General features: G+C 57.4%; 15 protein-coding genes and 1 pseudogene. 7 read left to right on the forward strand and 9 right to left on the reverse strand.

Going from position 1 to position 20,628, the window contains the following annotated elements:
• Window positions 1-402 precede the first annotated feature (402 nt).
• Window positions 403-678: a hypothetical protein gene (locus HYH07_RS32445; RefSeq protein ID WP_220006280.1), complete on the forward strand. Its 276-nt coding sequence runs from the start codon at window positions 403-405 to the stop codon at window positions 676-678.
• A gap of 25 nt (window positions 679-703) precedes the next feature.
• Here the strand turns inward: HYH07_RS32445 and HYH07_RS32450 are convergent.
• Both HYH07_RS32450 and HYH07_RS32455 read right to left on the reverse strand, forming a co-directional pair.
• Window positions 704-1,114: pseudogene (locus HYH07_RS32450) on the reverse strand (serine/threonine protein phosphatase); the annotation flags it as partial.
• A gap of 269 nt (window positions 1,115-1,383) precedes the next feature.
• Window positions 1,384-2,121 carry a metallophosphoesterase gene (locus tag HYH07_RS32455; RefSeq protein WP_220006281.1) on the reverse strand — a complete coding sequence of 246 codons (738 nt, stop codon included), beginning with the start codon at window positions 2,119-2,121 and terminating at the stop codon, window positions 1,384-1,386.
• Between the two features lie 600 nt (window positions 2,122-2,721).
• Here HYH07_RS32455 and HYH07_RS32460 point away from each other — a divergent pair.
• Window positions 2,722-4,152, forward strand: coding sequence for an undecaprenyl-phosphate glucose phosphotransferase (locus HYH07_RS32460; protein WP_220006282.1), 1,431 nt, complete (start codon window positions 2,722-2,724; stop codon window positions 4,150-4,152).
• 839 nt (window positions 4,153-4,991) lie between these two features.
• Here the strand turns inward: HYH07_RS32460 and HYH07_RS32465 are convergent.
• The 6 genes from HYH07_RS32465 to HYH07_RS32490 form a co-directional block, all read right to left on the reverse strand.
• Window positions 4,992-5,588 (reverse strand): hypothetical protein, encoded by a 597-nt coding sequence (locus tag HYH07_RS32465; protein WP_220006283.1) that lies wholly within the window; start codon window positions 5,586-5,588, stop codon window positions 4,992-4,994.
• A gap of 76 nt (window positions 5,589-5,664) precedes the next feature.
• Complete coding sequence (locus HYH07_RS32470; RefSeq protein ID WP_220006284.1) at window positions 5,665-7,086, reverse strand: hypothetical protein; 1,422 nt, start codon at window positions 7,084-7,086, stop codon at window positions 5,665-5,667.
• A 139-nt stretch (window positions 7,087-7,225) separates the two neighbouring features.
• Complete coding sequence (locus HYH07_RS32475) at window positions 7,226-7,867, reverse strand: hypothetical protein (protein WP_220006285.1); 642 nt, start codon at window positions 7,865-7,867, stop codon at window positions 7,226-7,228.
• A 68-nt stretch (window positions 7,868-7,935) separates the two neighbouring features.
• On the reverse strand, window positions 7,936-10,350 hold the full coding sequence (locus HYH07_RS32480) for a polysaccharide biosynthesis tyrosine autokinase (RefSeq protein WP_220006286.1): 2,415 nt from the start codon (window positions 10,348-10,350) through the stop codon (window positions 7,936-7,938).
• 636 nt (window positions 10,351-10,986) lie between these two features.
• Entirely contained in the window at window positions 10,987-11,970 is a 984-nt protein-coding gene (locus HYH07_RS32485) for an NAD(P)-dependent oxidoreductase (protein ID WP_220006287.1), read from the reverse strand.
• Between the two features lie 383 nt (window positions 11,971-12,353).
• Window positions 12,354-12,632, reverse strand: coding sequence for a hypothetical protein (locus tag HYH07_RS32490; protein ID WP_128935719.1), 279 nt, complete (start codon window positions 12,630-12,632; stop codon window positions 12,354-12,356).
• A 439-nt stretch (window positions 12,633-13,071) separates the two neighbouring features.
• On the opposite strand from HYH07_RS32490, the gene HYH07_RS32495 reads away from it, so the two are divergent.
• Window positions 13,072-14,172 (forward strand): glycosyltransferase family 2 protein, encoded by a 1,101-nt coding sequence (locus HYH07_RS32495; RefSeq protein ID WP_220006288.1) that lies wholly within the window; start codon window positions 13,072-13,074, stop codon window positions 14,170-14,172.
• Here the strand turns inward: HYH07_RS32495 and HYH07_RS32500 are convergent, their stop codons facing one another.
• A complete protein-coding gene (locus tag HYH07_RS32500) occupies window positions 14,173-15,480 on the reverse strand; it encodes a hypothetical protein (RefSeq protein ID WP_220006289.1) in 1,308 nt (435 codons plus the stop codon).
• Between the two features lie 138 nt (window positions 15,481-15,618).
• Between HYH07_RS32500 and HYH07_RS32505 the strand changes: the two genes are divergently transcribed.
• From HYH07_RS32505 to HYH07_RS32520, 4 genes are all read left to right on the forward strand, one after another.
• Window positions 15,619-16,812 (forward strand): acyltransferase, encoded by a 1,194-nt coding sequence (locus HYH07_RS32505; RefSeq protein ID WP_220006290.1) that lies wholly within the window; start codon window positions 15,619-15,621, stop codon window positions 16,810-16,812.
• Window positions 16,813-16,960: 148 nt separating this feature from the next.
• Window positions 16,961-18,307, forward strand: coding sequence for a family 16 glycosylhydrolase (locus tag HYH07_RS32510; protein ID WP_220006291.1), 1,347 nt, complete (start codon window positions 16,961-16,963; stop codon window positions 18,305-18,307).
• 181 nt (window positions 18,308-18,488) lie between these two features.
• Window positions 18,489-19,589, forward strand: coding sequence for a DUF563 domain-containing protein (locus tag HYH07_RS32515; RefSeq protein ID WP_220006292.1), 1,101 nt, complete (start codon window positions 18,489-18,491; stop codon window positions 19,587-19,589).
• 13 nt (window positions 19,590-19,602) lie between these two features.
• Window positions 19,603-20,628 (forward strand): oligosaccharide flippase family protein (locus HYH07_RS32520; protein WP_228749901.1); only part of this gene is annotated, 1,026 nt, incomplete at its 3' end.

The raw sequence follows: 20,628 nt of genomic DNA on the forward strand, positions 1-20,628 counted from the left end.
GAGCGCCATATCAGGAATCGTCGTGCAACTCCGAAGGGATAAGTGCAGGTGTGCGGTGAAGATCGAGTCCGACGCTGCACACCAAAGATCTCACGTGATCAATCTTTCGGCGCCAGGAATCATGATGTCGACACACTACTCACTCTTGATGAGTGTCAGATTCCTCAGGACGCATTCAATGGTTTCTGCCTCTGTCTCCGCATCGTTCTTCTGCTCCGGGCTAGCGTTGGGATACGCATTACGCGCCTGGCGTGTCCGCCGTAAGTTGGCGAACTTGTTCCCCTCCGCCTCACGCTCATCAGCGACACCTGCTCCGATTTCGACTTTCGGACATACGCGACGGGCTTTCTAGGTTCCAGTCACGCCGTAGACGCGTTTCGTATCAATCCAGGGGACGACGACATGAGCGAGCCAAAGAAGGATGCTCCGCGGCGCTACATCAAGGACGGTGCCGGCCAACGTGTTCTGGTCGGCCTGACGATTTCCGAGACAATCGAATTCGAGACTCTCGAGAGTGGGCAAGCCCGCCCGGGCGCTGATCTGCTCGCCAATGGGTCTGGGATTCGTGAGCACAAGCATAACGAGCGTTGGCTCGAGCTCTACGTCAAACACGAGCAGGCCTGGAGCCATTGGATGGCCGAGACCCGCACTCGGCTGACGACTCACTTGCTCAACTAGTCCATCGGCTCGTTCGCATCCGATCTCACACCGCCAGCATTCTGCTTCCCTGGATGCTCATCAAGGTCAGATTGCCCGTGGCATAGGCGCCCGTATCGATGTTGACGCGGTTCGCCAGAAATTCGGCGCTCCGGACCGGCGTGTGGCCATGGACGATATATTTTCCGAACTGCTCGTCGCTTCGCAGAAACTCCTCGCGGATCCAGAGCAAATCGCGCTCGGTCTGCTCGGCCAGCGGAACGCCCGGACGACCGCCGGCGTGGACGAAAAAGAAGTCTTCGCAACTGAAGCTCAACCGCAGATTGTCGAAAATTCCAGATGTTCGGTCGGCATCGCGCGAATCAAGTCGCGCAGGATCGATGCCGGCTCGTCGCGCTTGAGCGAGCCCGTAGGACATCAACGTCGGGGTCCCGCCGAAGGCAATCCAGTCCTCGAACTAAACGAGCGAGTTCGAGGCGCTGGACAGGCCGGACACACGTCCCGGCGCCGACCTGCTCGGCGAGGCGGCGCGCGTCCGCAGGCCAGGCATGGCGAACGTTGGGCGGAGCTTTACGTCAAGCATGAACCCGCCTGGGGTGACTGGATGGCCCAGACACGTATGCGCCGGGAGAGAGCGCTGCGGCTTAACTAGAGGTTGATTGGTGCGACCGCCAGCCGTTCCAACCTTGGAAGCCGTTTCCCGCGTGGCAAGCCCTTGTCGCCATGTCACACCGCGAGCATGCTGCTTCCCTGGATACTCATCAGAGTGAGATTGCCGGTAGCATAGGCGCCGGTGTCGATGTTGGCGCGGTTATACCGTACGTCGGCGCTGCGCACCGGCGTGTGACCATGCACGACATATTTTCCAAAATGCTTTTTGCTCTCCAAGAACTCCTTACGAATCCACAAAAGATCGTTCTCTTGCTGTTCGGATAGCGCCACGCCGGGTCGAACGCCCGCATGCACAAAGAAGAAATCCCCGCACGTAAAGCTAAGCCGCAGATTGTCCAGGAATTCCAGATGCTCAGTCGGCATTGCGCGAATCAAATCGCGCAGGATCGACGTCGGCTCCTCGCGCTTCAAATCCGGCGGGGCGAGCCCGTAAGACATCAATGTCTGCGCCCCCCCGACCGCAATCCAGTCCGCGAACAGTGAAGGGTCTTCGAACACGCTCACCAGAAATGCCTCGTGATTACCCTTGAGGAAGACCGCATTGCCCCGGCGACTACGCTCGACCAGGATGTCGAGGGTGGCGCGCGTGTCCGGGCCGCGATCGATGTAATCGCCCATGAAAACCTCGATCGCATAGTGCGGGCGGCTGCGAGCCACGTCGGCGTCGATCACCCGCAACATCGGCTGCAGCAGATGCGCACAGCCGTGAATATCCGAGATCGCATAGACGCGAATCCCGTCGGGCAAGTGCGGCTTGTGGATTGGCCGACGTGGTCGGGCGAGAGATATCATGGAGCAAAATCGATCAGGTGGTCGAGAAGTTTCCCCAAGTCGCCGGCACCTGAGAACTCCCCATCTGATACGAACAATGTGTGGTGGATGGAGTAGGTCCTCGTTCTCCGGCTTGATCACGCCAAAAGAAGGGCGGAACTTCTTGCCTACCCTTGCGACAGATTCCAGCAGTCCGCGAAAATTGCAGCGCTGAACTGCATAGCAAAGATGCATGCCTCATTCCAAATCTCGTGATGCAGCCGCAGATTGAAATTCATCTGTATTCCCGCAAGTGACTCCTCGCGCTCTCGCGACAGATGAGCGCCTCAAACCTCAAAGATGAGCGAAGCCGCGCTCGCGTGACCATTAAAGCACGCCGAGGATATGGAACTTGATTCAAAATGCGGCAGCGCGTCGCCGATATGTCAGCACCGTGACGAGATCTTCAGCGCGGGTCGAATTGTCGATGCGCATTTCGACGCGACACATCATTCGTGCATCGCAAAAGTTTTGCATGCAGCGCCACAATGTCGCTGCGATCACTTAACACCCTTCGTTTGGAAGCGGTAAATCTTCAGCATCACAATGACCGCCAGGCACTCTCCACACGTAGAGGATCGAATGGTTGTTGCCACTTATGGCTCCGATAGCACCTATGCCACGTCCTCCGCACGGGGCACGGCTCTTCAGAAGCCTTTTCAGCTCCTCGTCATCGCGGCCGACCTTTTGCTGATCTTGCTCTGCTATGCGCTGGCGTCGGAACTTTATAGCGTCGCCGCGCCGTCATCTGGAGACGGAGCGCCCATCGGCGCCGGACTGATCGTCAGCGCAGTGTTCGTTGCAATCGCCTATTTTCAGGGTGTGTATGCAACGCACCGTTTGCTCAGTCTGGTCTGGCAATTGCGCAAAGCGGTGATCATCTGGCTGGTGTCACTGACGATCCTTGCGGTCGCGGCGTTTCTATTGAAATCGTCGGACAATCTCTCCCGCGGCACGTTTCTCGTCTTCACCGGAATTGGCGGCCTTGGGTTGCTCAGCCTGCGCTTTGCGTGGCAGTGGGTGCTCGGCACGAACTTTGCCAAGGGCCGATTGGTCGATCGCAAGGTTGCCTTGCTCAGCTTGAAGCCGCTTGATTTCACCTCGAGCCGTTTCAAGGACCTGCGCAAGAACGGATTCGACGTGGTTCGCCATTTCGTGCTTCCCGCGAACAACCATGGGACCAGCTGGGAGAGCCAAATTCGCGATGTCATTCTCCAATCCCGTGCAGCGGATGTCGAGGAGTACCTGTTGGCGGTTGATTGGAATGAGCTGCCGTTGTTGCAGCAACTCGAACTTCACTTGCGCGCTGTACCACAGCCGATCCGTCTCTTGCCGGATAATTCGATCGCTGATCTGGTATCGCGCCCGTTTTTGCCGGTCAGCGGCACGGTGGCAATCGAGATTCAGCGACCACCGCTCAGCGTGTTTGAACGTCTCCAAAAGCGCTGCCTCGACATCGGTCTGGCGTTGTTTTCGCTAGTGGCCCTGGCGCCGGTGCTGATCACCGTCTCCATTCTGATCAAGCTGGATTCGCCTGGAAGCGTGATCTTTCGACAGTCGCGCCGCGGCTTCAACGGCAAGCCGTTTGACATCTGGAAATTTCGCAGCATGTACGTGTGCGAGAATGGTAACTCGATTACTCAGGCAACCAAGAGGGACGCGCGCGTCACGAGGATTGGGCGCTTCCTGCGCATGACCAGCATTGACGAGTTGCCCCAGCTCTGGAACGTGCTGTGCGGCGACATGTCGTTGGTCGGACCACGCCCACATGCGCTTGCCCACGACAACTATTATGACGAGCTCATCAGCAATTACGTATACCGCCACCACATGAAGCCGGGCCTCACGGGCTGGGCTCAGGTTAACGGCTTCCGGGGCGAAACGCCGACCATCGACCTGATGGAAAAGCGGGTAGAATATGACGTTTGGTATGTAAGGAATTGGAGCATTTGGCTCGACCTGAAAATCATGGCGCGCACGGCGGCTACCGTCATTTCCCAGGAGGCGTACTAGGGCAGCGCGGGCGGCCTTGGCGGGGCGCGGCGCGGACTCATTCATATGCGCTGAGCTAGATGCGGATTGAGGCGAGAGCTCCTTTTGGAGCCTTTGAAGCAGGTCGTCGCGCTCATCACCAAGTTTTAGGCCTTATACCTACGCGTCCTGTTCCATAGCCGCACGATGACCTCCCGTATTGCGATCACCCGGGGCATCAGGACGAAAAAGACTCCCGTCGCGAGTGATCCGAGAGCGTGGCGAAGGGAGAATGTTTCGTTGCTATCGAGCTGGTCTTGATTCTTTTCGATCGGGACCGGCGCAAGGATTGTTCCCGACCTGTTGAGCCGCGATCGCGACCCGCGGGGAGGAACCACGATGAGCACGAATAAAACGTTGAGCAGCAGCCAGATGCTTAATATGGCAAGTATCGTCATCCAGTCCCACCGAAGTGCAGCAGTATGGGATCAAGTTAACCGTCGGAACCGCGGAAGGAAAGGGTACGCAGCGCTGTTGCAGCGTCAGCTGGCTCCTTTCAGCCGACGAGTTCCCGAGATTGTGTCGATCACCCCACGACCGCCTTCGTCAATCCCCGCAAACATCGGCTACGACAATGACCGTCGTTTGTGGACTCGGTTGGCGCTGGACCTATGGATCGCGCGCGAGCGCTAGGTAAGTTCGCCGGCGGCGGGAACCGCCCCGTATAGCCCAAGAGAATTGATCGTGAAAAGAAAAACGCGCGGCAGCGCGCGCTTTTCCTGAACGATCGAAGTTCTGTAACCTATGAACGAAGCGGTCAACTACGGCATCACCCGGTGCCGATGGCTCCCCGCACTTCATCAGGAGTGCCCTGTCCGAATTCAACCGCGCAGTGTCGCCAGGAAGGACGGGTCGATCGATTCAACGGCATCCTCCAGGAAAGCTTTGCCCAGTTTTGATGCCCTCCGATAAGCGGACACGAGTGCCGATCTCGACCCAGATCGGCGTATCAGGATGAGCCGAATGTCATTGCGTACGAGGTCCTTGACATCGGGAAGGGCGAGTGCGTCGAAGTGGGCCACCATGTCGATCCGCACCGGCATCAATCGCGCGTCGTTTGGTGCGACGAAATATGCCATCTTCAGGGCCTCGACCACGACCGGATCGTGCGGATCGCGCTGGATCTGAAGCAGCGCCAGCGCCAGCCATAGTTCAGGATTGTAAGGAGAAGTCGACAGCGTCCGCCGGACCCGGCTGAGAGCGTCGGTATGCGCTATTGATCGTAGGATCGTGGGCCCTAGCTGACCGGACTCAATTGTCTGCAGCGCGCCGATCAAGGAATGATTGCTCTCCAGCTCCGATCCAAACGGCGAGCGCGTTCCCAACACTGAGGTCGCATCTCCAGTCCACCGCGCCCCAATCTCGGCCGCATCTGCGGGAAATGTTGTCCGCCCTAGCGCCGTCACGGCCGACGCCATGGCATAGCATCCGACCGTCACGGCCAACGCCATCAAAAGAATGCGAAAGGAGCCCGATGAACTCATTGTCGATGCATTAGTTCAATATAAAGCTAGGGTTACGGTGCGCGGATGCCGCCGAGTGGTTGGCGCCACTGGTCCGTCCCACGGATTGTGCAAGTCCAACTCCAACCATCATCGCCACAATCGCTTGAATCGTGGGGTTTGAGAGGCTTGAGTCAAGAAAGCTCTCGCAGAGTACAACGACGACGCCGGCGGCCGCGGTGGCCGCGAAAAAGGAATCACGTCCTCGCCGGACGGCGCCGCGAAAGCTAACGAGTAGGAACTGGGCGGCGAACGCTGCCAGGAGGGCGCTCGGCAATCTTCCCGCCTCGACAGCCATCAAGACTGCGGTAGAGGGAGGGTCTGCCAGCGCAGCTCCGAACTCCTGATAGGCTCTCGAAGTCAACCTAAAGGTTCCGAGACCATTCCCCCACGTCGGTGCATCAGAGAGCAGGTGCCTTGCCGGCGCAACTGCTTCCGGGGGGAGGCCGACGAATCCAACGAGACCCAAGCCTCCGGATAGCGAGTGCGGCACAACCATCGCGCTGGCGATCGCTGCAAGGACCAAGAACAATAGAGCCGAGGGCCAAAAGCGAAATCCCAAGCGCCGGACAGCGGCTATGAACACGAGGACCATCAATCCGCAGCCAGTAACCGCCACCAATGTGTGTCGTTCGAGGGCCGCAAGTGCGGCGAAAGCTACGGTAATTCCTAACAGGCCGCAGAAAACGCCGACCCACAGTTGGGGCGAGGCCAGATTGTGGATGTTCTGCTGGTGCAGGTGGCGTTCGAGTGCCCGAGCGACCAGCGCGCCATTTGTCAATATCGCAAGGGCCGCAGCTGCCGGAAACAGATTCTTAGCTGCGCCGGACTGGGGAATGATTCCGGCGAATAAATCGAGCCGGCCGAGTAGGAACTCGACTGACATGAGAGTCGTCACTGCGCTCAATACGAACAGGACCGTTTCGGCCATACGGCGATCCCTTGTGATGATGACGGTCGACACCAGCAGCGACACATTGACCAGATAGAGGAACAGGCTTTGCAGCGTTGCGCCCGTATCAACGCTAATGCTGCCCTGCAGCGATGGCTGATTCAATGCGATCGAAGTCGCCGACCAGATCGGGTTCGCAAGCGAAGACATCGGAAAGATTTGCAACGTCATCCAGGCGACCGGAAGCAAGAATATAATGAGAAACTGCTTCAGCAACTGCGCCGCAGACGCGATTTGCGCCTCCGGACCTCTTGTTGCCATTGCCATCATCAAGGCAGTAGCAAGTGAAATCACATGCTGTGCGAAGGAGCCACTTGTGATGGCCAAGATCGGAGTCGCGGCCAGCAATGTGATCAAAAGCCAGGAAGCGATAAGCAATCGGAGAACCGTGAGACGTGGAAGCGGGAATGGAGCGCAGCATTGCGCGAGTGAAACATTGATACGCGTCGCATAGCCGAGCACGCGACGCCACCGTCGTCTCGGTGATGGATGGCCGGATAGTTGCCACTATGACGCATCATCACAACGCGGCCTGTCAACTCGTCACATGCAGTCGATTTACGGGATTCGGCCGGCATGACAGTTTCCGTGACCAGCTAAACTATCGAGCATGGCAATACTGCGACAAGTAACGGAGAGCCGTCGCCAGTCCCGCCATCGGCACCGCGCCGCGGATCGCGCTCGGTGTAGTCCCGATTTCGACCGCAAGCTCGTTTGCGGTTTGCCAGTCGCTGGCAGCAAGCTTCGAGGCGTCGGCGGGTAGTAGGAGCGCCACGCCGCCCTGGATTACAGATGCCTGGAACTCTGCGCGCTTATCTCCTGCCATGAGGGCTACGTTCGGTCGCGCCGAGCGGGACAGTGGCTCGAGTACAATGAGTACAATTTCGATGCCGCCCTTCCCGCATTGCAGGCTCAGACCAGCAAGGCGCGTATCCGACTTGGCACTATCGACGACATGCATCACTGAAATGGCATCGTCGCCGCCGTCTGGATTCTTGCTCTTCACTAGGCGCCATCCGCCCTCAAGCTGTGTCGATTGGCTGCCGGACTGGATCTGCTTGAATGCCTCTTCGTCGCAACGTCGACGCTGGTCGGCGCTGATGCCAGACCCGCAGTTCAGAATGCCCGGACGCACCGGCTCGGCTCGACCGGGAGTCGTCGTCATCAACAGACCGGTACCGAGCAGAACTGAGCGCGCCATGAGAAGCGCCGACCTGACATGCGCTAGCGCCAAATCATTCATGTTGTATCCAAGGGCCCTGTCAAAAATCGGGCAAGCGCTGCCCACCGGTCCGGATCAATCATCTGACGTCAATCGACGTAACCATACCTCTTGTAGTATCGATTGCGATAGTAGGCTGCGCCGTACGTATCGTAGCGGCTCATCACCGACACGTTCACCTTGTTAAGAACCGCACCGAGCATCCGCTCGCGCACAACCGGCGTTTCGTCTAGCACGCGCTCGACGATATCGATTTTCGACTTCGCCCATTCGATGACAAGGATATAGGAATCAGCCAACCCCCTGGTCGCCCGAACGTCGACGACCGGCGCCAGCGGGCTAAGATCGAGAACGATGCGATCAAAGTGCTGCCGTAGTTGCTGGAACAGGTCTTCCATCTGTTGCGAGGCCAGAAGGTCGCTCGAATTCGAGAAGCGGGATGTGATGGCACAAGGAAGAAAATGTAGATTCGTCTGCGGGTCTATCCAGACCACGTTCCTCCAGTCGGCTTGGCCGATGACGACATGGATCAAGCCATCCTGAGCAGCCGGTGTAAGCCTTGCGGTGAGGCTTGGGTTGCGGATGTCGCCATCGATCAGCAGCGTACGGCACCCGCTTTGCGCCAGGGTCTGCGCCAGCGCTTCGCTGACGGTTGACTTTCCCTCGTTCGGAAGTGCGGAGGTAATCCCCAGGACCTTGTTGGACCCTGCACCGAAATTTGCAAAATCGCTGGCTAGCTTGATTGACCGAAATCCCTCTGCGAAGCGTGAAAACGGGGCATTGATCACGTGCCGCCCGACGCTCTCCTCGGTTGAAAGCAGACGGTCGCGATACGACTGCTGGTGGCTGAACCCGGGCGCGGACCCATGTAGTGGCAACGTCGTGCCAGATGCTCCGTATCTCGGCGGTGCCTGCTGCGGTTTGGGCTTGTCGCGTTTACCGAATCTCCAGGCGGCCTTGCCGGATTCAGCGGAATTCGCTTTGACGGCACCCTGCTCGATGACCGGAATCGAAGCGAGACAGCGGGTATCCACGAACTGCTCGACCTGCGAAACGGTGCGGAAGACGCGATCCATCAAATCAAGTAGAATTGCGACGAGAGCCGCGAGAATCGACCCACCCACGATCGCCGCAAGCAGAATGAGGGTCGTTCTTGGCGACGTCTTGTTGGGAAGAGTCGACGCGGCCTGACTGATCACCCTCGCTTCAGTAACGGGAAACGATTGCTGCTGAACCGAGACCATGTACAGTTGCAGAAAGTTGTCCGACAATGCGCGAGCGCTCTGAGCGTTGCTTTCCAGATCTCTCAGGATGATCTGGGCCTGGCTGGTATTATTCGAGATCGCGATCGTATCGTTCAAGCTCTTCTGGCTGGACTCCTCGCGCGCCTTAGCAATTTCAAGGTCACTCTTGTAGACCTCGGCCGTGCGTCGCAGTTCGTCAATGATCGAGCGTCGAATTTCTCGCATCTGGTTGCGTAAATTGACAACCGCCAGATGTGTCGATCCATACCGGTTCGACCAATCGGCCTGCTTGGCCGCGTACTCGAGATAGGTCTGGCGCAACTTGGTGATGACCGGGTTGGCCATCGTCTCGCTCACAGTTGCCAGTTCATTCAGAATGACCTTGGAATCTTCGGTGTCCGCATTCAATATCGCGGTGATGCGTTCGAGCTTGGCTTGTGCCTCCGCACGTTGGCTGCGCGCAGTCGTCAACGAAGTATTGATTTCAGCGAGTTGCTGCTCGGTGAGCAGTCGCCCGCCGGCGTCGACGATGTTGTTCTTGGCCTTGAAATCCGCAACGGTGCGTTCGGCGGAAGACGCCTGCGACCGCAATTCCTTCAATCGGTCCTGCAGCCAGACCGCCGCCCGTCTCGAGGCCTGATATTTCGATTCCAACGAGTCCACGATATAGCCGTCGGCGACCGCGTTGGCGATCCGCGCTGCCAGGTCCTGCGATAATGCCTGAAAGGATATCTCGATAACATAGCTCACGCCGACTCGCTTGATGCTGAGGCCGCTCGCAAAGCGTGCGAGTGCTGCGCGCAGTATTTGCTCTTCCGTGGGCGGGGTCGACTCGGAGAATATTCTGGTAATCGCGTTACTGATGCTGCTGAGCAATCCGCCACCGTCGCTCATGAAGTCTGCCGACTCCGCAAGTTTCAGGTCCTTGATGACTTTGGAGGCGATCGCTTCGGACTTGAGAAGTTCGACCTGACTGTCGACCATCGCCGAGTCGATCGGGTTGTCTGCGCCGCTCGCGGGCGCTTGCGTCTGCAGGCCCTGCATCTTGCGGCTGTCGATCATCAGGATGGCCGTTCCGGTATATCGCTTCGGTGCCGTGAACACGTAAAAGCCGGCAAGACAGATGCACAGGAGCAGCGTGAAAATCATTACTGGATACTGGCGGCTCACCAGCGCAAGCGCAGAGGAGATGGTCTGCTCCAGCGATGGAGCCTCCGGCGCGGTGGTTTCAATCTCGCGAGATGTGATCTTTTGAAGCATCCGGCCCGCCTACCTAAATCTCTGTGAATGCGGCATCAGGCTGGCCTTGCCGCCGCGTTGAATTCGTGAATTGCAAAGTACCGCGTAGAAGTTGCACATTGGTAGAATTCGACACGCCGGGTGATCGAGATCGCGGCGCTCGAGAGTTGAGCAATGGCATCGAGGCCTCGGCGGAACACCTAGCCGGATAGTTCGGCACGTTGTTGGTCAGAGAAGTGTCGGCAACGCTGCCGGGCCATTGTCGGTGCCGCTCGCCGCAAAATCGTCATAATGCCATCATCCGTCAACTCCGCCAAAAAGCGACTTTCAACATCGAGGCAATTTACGCCGCCTGAGAAGATCGTTGTTCGCCCATGAATTGGGCAGGTTGCCCGAATCCCGCGTGCCGACCCGGTGGAACAGCGCCCGACCGGCCACCAATTCTGCGATGCAATATCGGCCTGAGTGTGACGGACAAGGATGGGGATCGAGCAGCTGCAGCAGGCAAGGCAAATCCGGTCTCAGGGTTACGACCGAATGAGGCACCGGAATGCGAACGAGTCTGGTTTCGTCCGCTATGGTGGCGAGGGTCGGCTTTGAAGTTCCGGCGGTGAGTCTCCGATCTCCGGGCACTTGAATGATCAAGCCAACGAGACCTCAATCAAAATCTTTCATGGAGGATTCCCGATTCCAATCCACAAGCGAGCTTGCCAGATCGTAGTCGAATTTGAACCCGCTTGCGATCAGGTGCTTCGGCAGAATGTTCGTAGAAAACCACAACTTCTTGATCCGGTCACGATTGATGCCGGTCTTGATGCCGACAGCTTGCAGCACCTCGAATGGAAGCACGGCGAGATTCATGAGCCATACCGGAATCGTTATCGTCGGCTTTGGGTATTCGGCAGCTGCAGAGAAGGCGGAGCAAATCTCGCTGATGGTGTAACGGTGCTCATAGCAGAAATTGTAGATCGACAAACTGTCGTTGCGAGACGCCATGAAGAGCATCGACGAGACCAGGTCCTTCACGTAGCCGCACGACTTGATGGTGTCGGTTCGGCCGGGATAGATGAAGGCCCGCCTTTCGAGAAGCCTCGACAATCGCGTGAAATTGCCTCGCTCGTAGCGCCCATAGATAACTGCGGGGCGCACGATGGTCAGCCGCCTGTCCGGGTCCTCCGACTGCCATAGGCGATGGATTGCTTCGGCCGAGAGTTTGGAACGGCCATAAGCACTGACGGGGACTGGCGTCGCATCTTCGGTAAGCGGGGTTTCCGTCGGACCGTAGACCGATATCGAGCTGGTAAAGATGACATTCCGGCTGCCAGTGTCTCTCGCAAATCGGCAGACGTGCACCGCACCCAGCACGTTTGTATAATAATAGTCGCCGTCCGGATGACCCGGGGTGACATGGATCGCGGCGAGGTTGAAGATATCGGCAGGCACCCCGCCACCGAGTTTCGGGTCGATTGGCTCACGGACATCATGATGGACATATTCGACGCCTTCGACGTGCGCCCTGGGCTTCGCGATATCCACTGAGACGATCCGGTCGTAGCGGCCGGAAGCGAGCATTCGCGTCATCAGATGTGTACCGATGAAGCCTGCGCCTCCAAATACAATAGCCTGGGTGGGATGGGACATGTGCGCGAGGTCAACGTGAGTGAATGTGCTGGATCAACTGCGACGAGCTTTGGTTCAAGGCTTGCTGACGATCGAGCGCGCGCATTGGAAAACTGCACGACCGGCGTTGCAAGAGTTGTGCCTGCACAGACCAGGATCGCTTGACACGCAGTACGCCCACTCGCGACCGCGAGCGCTTTCGCTGCTGGATATGCGAGCAAATCGGGGCAGCAATTGGTTAGTGGTGCGCTTTTGATGCGGCGATAACAAGATCGTTAGAGGCAGCGCGTGTGAACGCGGAAACTTCAGTTCCATCTTGGCGATCCCGAATGCGGTGGCGTTGCAAGCGGCAACGCGCACATTTCTTGAGCGTGCAACCAGGGGTTTTCGTCTGAATGGACGACTCAATAGAGCTCGCGATACTCAAATTGAAAGTTCGTTGATCCTGCCGCAATCCCCAATAGTCTCTGCAGTTTCTGGTAGCCTGCGAGCGGAACGACAATGCAGTCGGAACTTCCCGCGTAGCAGACCCGAACCCTGATCGACTGACCGCAAATGTTTTGAACCAGCACGATCTGCTCGATGATCTTGGGATTGTTGGCTTGGGGGTGCGTCAACGGATTGACCGATATGCAAAGCTTTCCGTCCGCTGTCGTGTGATTTGGAGCGAAAGTACCTTCCATCGGTCGAATCGAACTCGAAGGCCGAGTGGAAATGCCGGAGCCGCCATACATCGGAGGAGATGTGCGACCGAAGCCGGAAATTTGAGCGTTTGCCATCGTTGCGAGGAGCGATGAAGCGATAGCTACACATATCGCCGCATAACCGTCTGAGCGCCTAGATCGGTTATCATGTATCTTCACTGCTCTGCACATCCATGAGTTGGGGCCAGCTCCCGAAAGAAGCCGCGATTGTCGGCGGCAGGATAGATTTGCAGTTGCGGCAACAGAATGACAGGCAAAATGGTTCCCGGATTGCGGAAGGAATCGTGCCTCTTCCTTGCGCTTGAAAACACGTGCTAGAGGCTGCACCTTCCTGGATTGGGTGTCTGACGTCCGTCGACGGTGATGTTCTGTCGGCGGTCATGCGACGTACTTACAACGCGAGTATTCTGAGCGGCGAATGTTGAAGAAGATACCAGGACATGCTGAGTTGCCGGAAGTCGAACTGGCGACCCTGCCGCGCCTCTCGGTCGTCATTCCGAACTACAATTATGCAGCTTACGTGGGATCCGCGATCCGCAGCGCGCTGGACATACGATGGCCAAACATCGAAGTGATCGTCGTCGATGACGGGTCGACGGACCATTCACTCGACGTCATCAACGAATTTGCAGACGAAGTCACAATCATCAGCCAGGCGAACGCCGGGCAGATGATGTCCTGTGTGAACGGCTTTCGCAGGTCGTCCGGCGATATCATCATATTTCTCGACTCGGACGATGCCCTGCATCCTGATGTGATGACGGAGATCGTATCCGTCTGGTCCAAAGCCGCGAGCAAATATCAGTTTCAGATGCGCGTGATCGATGCCGAGGGGAAGCCGACCGGAAATGTCCTGCCGCAGTACTTCTCCTGTCCGTCCTCGGAGGACGTCCGCAAATGGATGGCAACAACCGGCGCTTATCCGACGCCGCCCGGGTCAGGAAATGCCTACTCGAAATGGTTTGTCGAGCGTGTCTTCGGCTTTGAGTCCGACTTCATTGATCGAGCTCCGGACAGTTATCTTTTGGCGGCCGCTCCTGCATGTGGCGAGATCGTGACGATCACCAAGCCGTTGGCGGACTATCGCGTGCACGGCCTCAATCACGGGGCTTTCCTTCAACTCGACGATACCCGCTTTGCGAGAGAGATCGACCTCACGCGGAGGCGGTACAAGTTCTTTTCCGAGATCGCGCGCACGGAGAAGCTGCCGGTTGCACCCGATGCGCTCAAGAGCAATTTGATATTTCTTTGTTTGCGGATAGCGTCGTTCAAGCTGCGGCCGGACCTTCATCCAATCGCGGCGGATAGTTCATTGAGCATCGCTGTCGATGCGCTTGGAGCGGCTGCGTCGCCGCAAGGTTTCTCAAGATCGCAGCGCATATCGCTGCTGGCTTGGATCTTCTGCATCCTGATCAGTCCGCAGTACTTCCGTCGTGCCCTGGTGAGTTTGCGCTACGTGCCCGCCCAGCGGCCGAAATGGTTGCGCGCGTTGCTCGGCCGACTCCGGATCATTCGATGATCAGGGCAGGGCTGGGACACTTCGGTCAGACGCAGCTTTGGGACGGATCGACCTCAGGCCGGCGCTGCCTGGTGGCTGCGACCATACGCACAGCATTGCCATCATGATCAGGAATGGAGCCATCGCGAGGTTGCCGCCACCGAGCTGATAGCAGGCCAGCATTGTCAATGCGAGCATCGAGTTGTCTTTCCTGAATATCGAGAGGACGAGATAGAACAGGAAAATCAGTAGCCCGATAATTCCGTAATCCGCGACGAGCTTGAGAACGGGATTTCCGCTGCCGCCAAAGTAGGCGGGCGACCGTTCCAACCCGCCGGGCCCGGAGCCGATAAGCACTCTGTCGGTCTGAAAGAGATAGTCCCAGGTCTGTAGTTGTGCGACGTAGCGAGCATAGCCGCTCGACTTGGTTGAACTGAATTCATCAAGCCTACTAACGATGGGATCAAAAGGTTCCGGTGCAACGAGATACGTTGTGCCGATCACCAAGGCAACGGCCGCCCCGATGGCGATAACCCGCAGTGATTTGAGCGGAGCAATCAGGGGATAGGCACCGAGGGACACGACGAGCACCAGGAGGCCCGATCCGGACCGAGTGAGCACGTACGAGATGGCATATAGCGGAAGATAGGCAAGTCGCCGCAAAATGAACACATCGACAATCACACCTATAGCGAGCAATTGGGATAGTGCTCCTGGCTCCATCGGGAAAAAACCGTTCGCGCGCCGATTCAAAGACCCATAAAATTCCACCGCATTTTGATTGTAGGCGGACTCGACGAGGACCGGATCGAGCGCCGGGATGGCATCCTTGAACGAGAAGATGCGTATTCCGCCGAATTGAAGAACGATCTGGACGATTGCCAGAACGGCGCACAGGCGAACATAGAACAGGAAGACGGGAAGGACCGCCTCGTTCGAGAATCTCGTCGAGGGTCCGAACAGGAAGATCGAATTCGTGACAAGAACCATCGCAAGTGATGCCGCACTGGTCTCGACACCGCGATCGGGAGATTCGGCTGCGGCGACCGCGCTGAAGAGAAACCAGACGACGACGAGTCCGAATGCGAGAGTCTGCGGCCCGCGAATGCTCACCAGACCAACCCACCATCCCCACGCGACGAGCGCGAAGAATCCGAACAGCGAAAAGAAGATCTGTCCGGTTCCGATGAGGAGTCCGAAGCGCTGCATGCAAATGCACAGAATGAAGGCGATATGCGCGAAAATGACGCTGTTGCTCTCGTCGCTTGACGCTGCTGCAGGGCGCTTGTTAGACGAGGTTCTGGCTGGGAATGTGTCGAGGCTCACCATGTTAGGACTCGTCGATTACTGCTTCTTGGCGCCTCGGTTGGTGGGTACGTCTGAGCGCAGGGCAACGATCGCGGTCGATCTTGGTCTCGCTCGTGAGGCTGTTCACCCTCTATACTTGAGCCTGTAGTGACTTCCCACATGGAACACGACACGAGCGCAAGATTTAACCCTTACGTTCATGGTGCCAGAGGTTTGTTTTGCCTCATGGTATTCGTCTATCACGTCGTTCATTCCGGACTACCCACGTTCGATCTGTCTGCCAGGGGCCTGTTGGGAGAAGCCCTGCAGACCGGAAAATTCGGCGTCGAGTTCTTCTTCGGAATCAGTGGAATCGTGATTCTGCCAAGCCTGTATCGGGCATCCTCGGTCGTGACCTTTATTCTTGATCGCTATGCAAGGATTCTTCCTGTGCTCTGGGCGACCGTGTTCGCGATCGCGATTTTTGGCTGGCTTTCAGGAAAGGGTCCAAGTCTGCTGCTGGTTGGTGCAAATCTATTGGCGCCGCCTCCATTTATTGACATCATCCACATCAATCCCGCCGCGTGGTCGCTCGGATACGAATTCCTGTTCTATGCAGTATGTGCTGTCGTTTTCCTGACCGGCGGCATCAGTCGGCCGCTGGCCCTGGCATTAGCCGTCAGTTCGCTGATCTTGCTCGTGTACTATCCACGCGCGCTCCTGATGATTGGTGGCGTGCTCATCGCGGAGAAGTACCTATCCTCGACCTTGTTGCAATCCCTGGCAAAGTACCCGGCGATCTTCTTCGTGCTGTTCCTGACGGTCTGGAGAGGCCTAGAGCTTGCCAGCGCAACAGACTACGTTGGCTTTGTCACGCCAGCATATTTGTCATTCCATGACTGGATCTCTGCTTTTCCATTTATGGTTCTTGGTGGCGTCTTCGGGACTATTTTCCTGCTAGGCATGTCCCGAGGAAACGGTCTGTTCGGAAGAATGTTGCGTTGGCAGGTGATGCAGTGGCTGGGAACGGTCAGCTTCAGTTTTTATCTCTGGCCGCCGATCGTCATGGCCGGGGTCAAGCTGATCATGTATCGAACGGGCATGGTCGATGCATTGGGGAGCGGATCGCAACTGGTTTTCCTGCTGGTCTCGCTTCCGCCGTCGCTTATCGTTGCAACGATCAGCCATCGCGTCCTTGAAGTGAAGGTGACGGGACAGATTCGAAAACGGCTCGATAGGGCTTCGGAAGCGAAACCGGCCGTCCGGCCGATCATTCAAGCACTCAACGGCACTCAGGGAGGGAACCTGATCGAGGAACAGTCAAATGTTCTTGATTGTTCGACCAGTCAGCGCCCCAAAACGATCGCAAGTTGACTGTCTATTCGGGGAAAAGCCGCAGAGACGTGCGCTTGATTGTGCCGGCTTGCGACGTGGCAGCGTCACCGTTGCCATCGTCTTTGTGCATTGGACCGGCACAGCGTTTCCCGGCCGGGCTAACAGCCGAACCGAAAGGACCTCGTTGATGATCGCAGCCGTGCGCAGGCAAGTCCTTTGTGTCGCCTCGATAGTCGTTGCACTCGGATCCGCAACGCCGGCCTGGTGCGCTGGCTGGGAGCTGGTCTTTTCGGATGAGTTCAACGGCGACAAGCTTGATCGAACCAAATGGGCTACCCGATACATCTACAACAACGAAACGATGGATCGTTTCAACGATGAAAAGCAGCGCTACCGCGACAACCACGTGGTGTCCGAAGGTGCGCTGAATCTTACTGCAAAAAAGAATGAGGGGGCGGACACGTTCGATTCCGCGATGATCAGGAGCCATCAGACATTCTACTACGGCTACTATGAAGCGCGGGTCTTTCTTCCGAATGCGCGGGGATCGTGGCCGGCATTCTGGCTCGAAGCCGATTACGACATCGATGGAAAGTTCTGGCATCCGCCGGAGATCGACATTTTCGAGTACGTCATCAATGGCGTGGAAGACAAGCCGAACATGCTGCACTCGAATGCCATGAGTAAAGATAAGTGGACGCCGCAGTCCTACACGTATCTGGACAACTCGTTCGTGCTCAGGTTCCAGGATATGGTCAGCAAGGAGGATCTGAACAAGGACTGGCATATTGCTGGCTTCGTTTGGGCGCCTGACCGCATTTCGTTCTTCTGGGACGGCCGTCTCGTCTACACGCGCATGTATCAGTGGCTCAGGAAGGACGGCCAGTTGGGGCCGCCGGCGCACATCGATCTTAATTTCGCCATCGGCGGAGCAGCCTGGGCCGGCCGGCACGGGATCGATGACGCGGCTTTTCCGCAGACGTTCAAGATCGACTACGTTCGCGTCTGCCAGTTCACGTCCTCTGAGCGGGGAAGCCGAAAATGCGGCCCGAGCGACGTGACGCCGGATCCGAATGAATTTGGATATAGGGCGGCGCTCAACGACATGCCGAAGCCGACATTCCTTAATGTTACGAATGTAGTAGCGGATAAGAAGCCGGATGCTGGGGTATTGTCACTGAGCACAACCGATCCGCTCAAGATCGAAATTCCGATCAAGATTCCGAACGACTATCCGACAGATCGAACGCTTCATGCCTACGTCTTCGATGAAACAACCGGCGTCATGGTCGCATCGGCAAAGAAGCCGCTGCAACAGGTCTCTCGCAAGGAAGGGGAAGATGGCGTCAGCGTGATCGAATTTGCGCTGCCGGCCGTGCCGCGTGAAGGGAACTATCTGCTGGGCAGCAAACTGACGGCTGAAGTCGCGGGCGAGGTCGGCCCCAAAGAAGTCCCAGTTGCTTGCGACACCACGGTGATCCAACCAAAAAAAGCCAGATCTTGCCGTCTATTGTCGCTGCATGTGCGCCGCTGATCGGAGTGGTGCATCCAAAGGTGGCATTAGGCTCCGTCTGGTCTGGATCAAGCCGAGTACCGCTGATTGCGATCGGCACGCTGTCCGAAGGTCGGTCTGAATTTTGCTTTGGCACGTGGCAGGTGAGCCGTCATGCGGGCTTGCCTGTCACGGTCAGCGTCTCTTGCAATGGTAGTCGTCCATGAACTCAAAGGTTCGCGCCGTCAGGCAAATCCTCCGTGGTGCATTGCGCGGCAGCCCGAGCCGGCTTTGTGATCATCGCACGTGGCGAAGTGAACATCCGCATACTTGGCTGACTGCCGTCGAGGAAGAGGTACTGGCGCGGAAGGCGCCGGTTCGATTCGGCAGCCGCGACGCAGGTTTCGGTGAAAGCGTTGACAACAGAATGCCCGAGCTAGGCATTCTCCGCCTGGACAAGGCCCGCATCCTCGGTCCCGACGGCTGGCTCGTGACGGAGGATGGATCGCTGCTCTACGAGAGCACCTGGTACGGATCGTCGTTCTCGCGCCATCCGCGATCAATTGCCTACGGGACGCCGCTGCCGCTAAGCGGCACCTGTCTCTCGCTGGCGAGTGATTTCGCCGGAGGAAACTATGGGCACTTCCTGCTCGACTGCCTGGGACGCTTGGCGCTATTTCAGAAAAGTGGCCTGTCGCTCGATGATGTCGATTGGGTCTATTTGCCCAAGCCAGCGTCCGAAACGGCAGCCAAACTCGTTCGCCGGCTTGGAATTCCAATGCACAAGTGCGTGTGGGCAGCCCAGGAGGATATCCAGGCCGATCTCGTAATCGGCACTTCGTTTCCAGGCTTGCGACGGAACTATGCGCGATGGCTTACGGAGTTCTTCCGCTTACAGGTAGCCAAGTCGCCGCTTCGTCACGACAGGCGCGTATACGTTCCGCGCAAAGGACAAAGGAAGATTGCCAACGAAGAAGAGCTGATGCCTGCACTGAAAAAGTTCGGCTTCGAGATCTACGACTTTGATGACGTTGAGGATGAAGCGGCGTTTTTCTCGGAATGCTCGATTGTCGTTGGCCCACATGGTGCGGGGCTGACCAATCTCGTATTCTGCTCGCCTGGAACGAAAGTCCTGGAGCTGATCCCTTCAGACCACGTGCATCCCTACTACTACACGATCGCAACGTCCGCCGGCGCGGACTATTCTTACATCGTGGGGGATAGCCAGGGAACGCGCCCGCAGGGAGCGTTTGGGCCCAGTCCATTCGATTTCGAGGTTGCGCCTGACATCTTCGAGCGCGCACTGGAGGCCATCTGTCAATGAACGAGCATTGAAAATGGTCGCTAATGGTGCGCGTACGGCGCTCCCTTTGTCGAAAAATTCAATCGCCATCGGAGCTGCCTGGATCGGTGTGAGCCGGCTGGTGGTTGCCAGTCTCGGCTTCCTGAACATGCTCATATTGGCAAGGATGCTCACGCCGGAGGATTTCGGCCTGGTTGCCGTCGCGACGGCCATCATTGCTGTTCTGACGTCGATGACTGAACTGTCCCTGGCATCGGCGCTCATTCACCATAAGGATCCAAGTGAAGATCAATTCCACGCCGCATGGACGTTGAGCCTGGCTCGCGCCTGCTTGCTCGCACTCTTGCTCTCGTTGCTCGCTTATCCGGTGTCTTTGTCCTACGGCGATGGACGTTTGATTCCGATCCTGTTGGTCCTGAGCTGTTCGATCGTGATATCCGGCCTTCGAAATCCGATGCTAGCGATGATGCAGCGTCAACTCGTCTTCTGGCAGGAATTTGTGACAAGCAGCAGCCGGGCGCTCGCTACCATCCTCGTCTCCTCCGGGATCGCCATTTGCTTTAGGAGCTACTGGGCGCTGATCGCCGGGGCTGTCGTCGCCAACTTCATCGATGTCGTCGCCTCTTATCTGATCCAGCCGTTCCGACCGAAATTCCGGATAAAGGGTAGCCGCTCTCTATTCTCGTTCTCTGTGTGGCTATCGCTCGGACAGGCCGTCAGCACCCTGAACTGGCGTTTCGACCAGATCATCATTGGATATTTTCTCGGGAAAGCCGCCCTGGGTGGATATGTGCTGGGCAGCGACCTGGCCGCGACGCCCACACGAGAAGCAACGAATCCGCTTGCCGGGACACTGTTTCCCGCGTTCGTGAGGCTGAGGGACGAAAAAGCCGCCCTTCAACGAGCTTATCTGTCGGCGCAAGCAATGCTGTGTGCGATCGCCTTTCCGGCCGGGTTCGGTTTCGCGTTGATCGCCGATCAATTCGTTCCGCTTGTGCTGGGTGAGGCCTGGGCAGGCGCGACAATCGTGATCCAGCTCCTCGGTGGTGCAATTGCGTTG

This window comes from Bradyrhizobium sp. BR 10261 (assembly GCF_019455395.1).
GTDB lineage: Bacteria > Pseudomonadota > Alphaproteobacteria > Rhizobiales > Xanthobacteraceae > Bradyrhizobium > Bradyrhizobium manausense.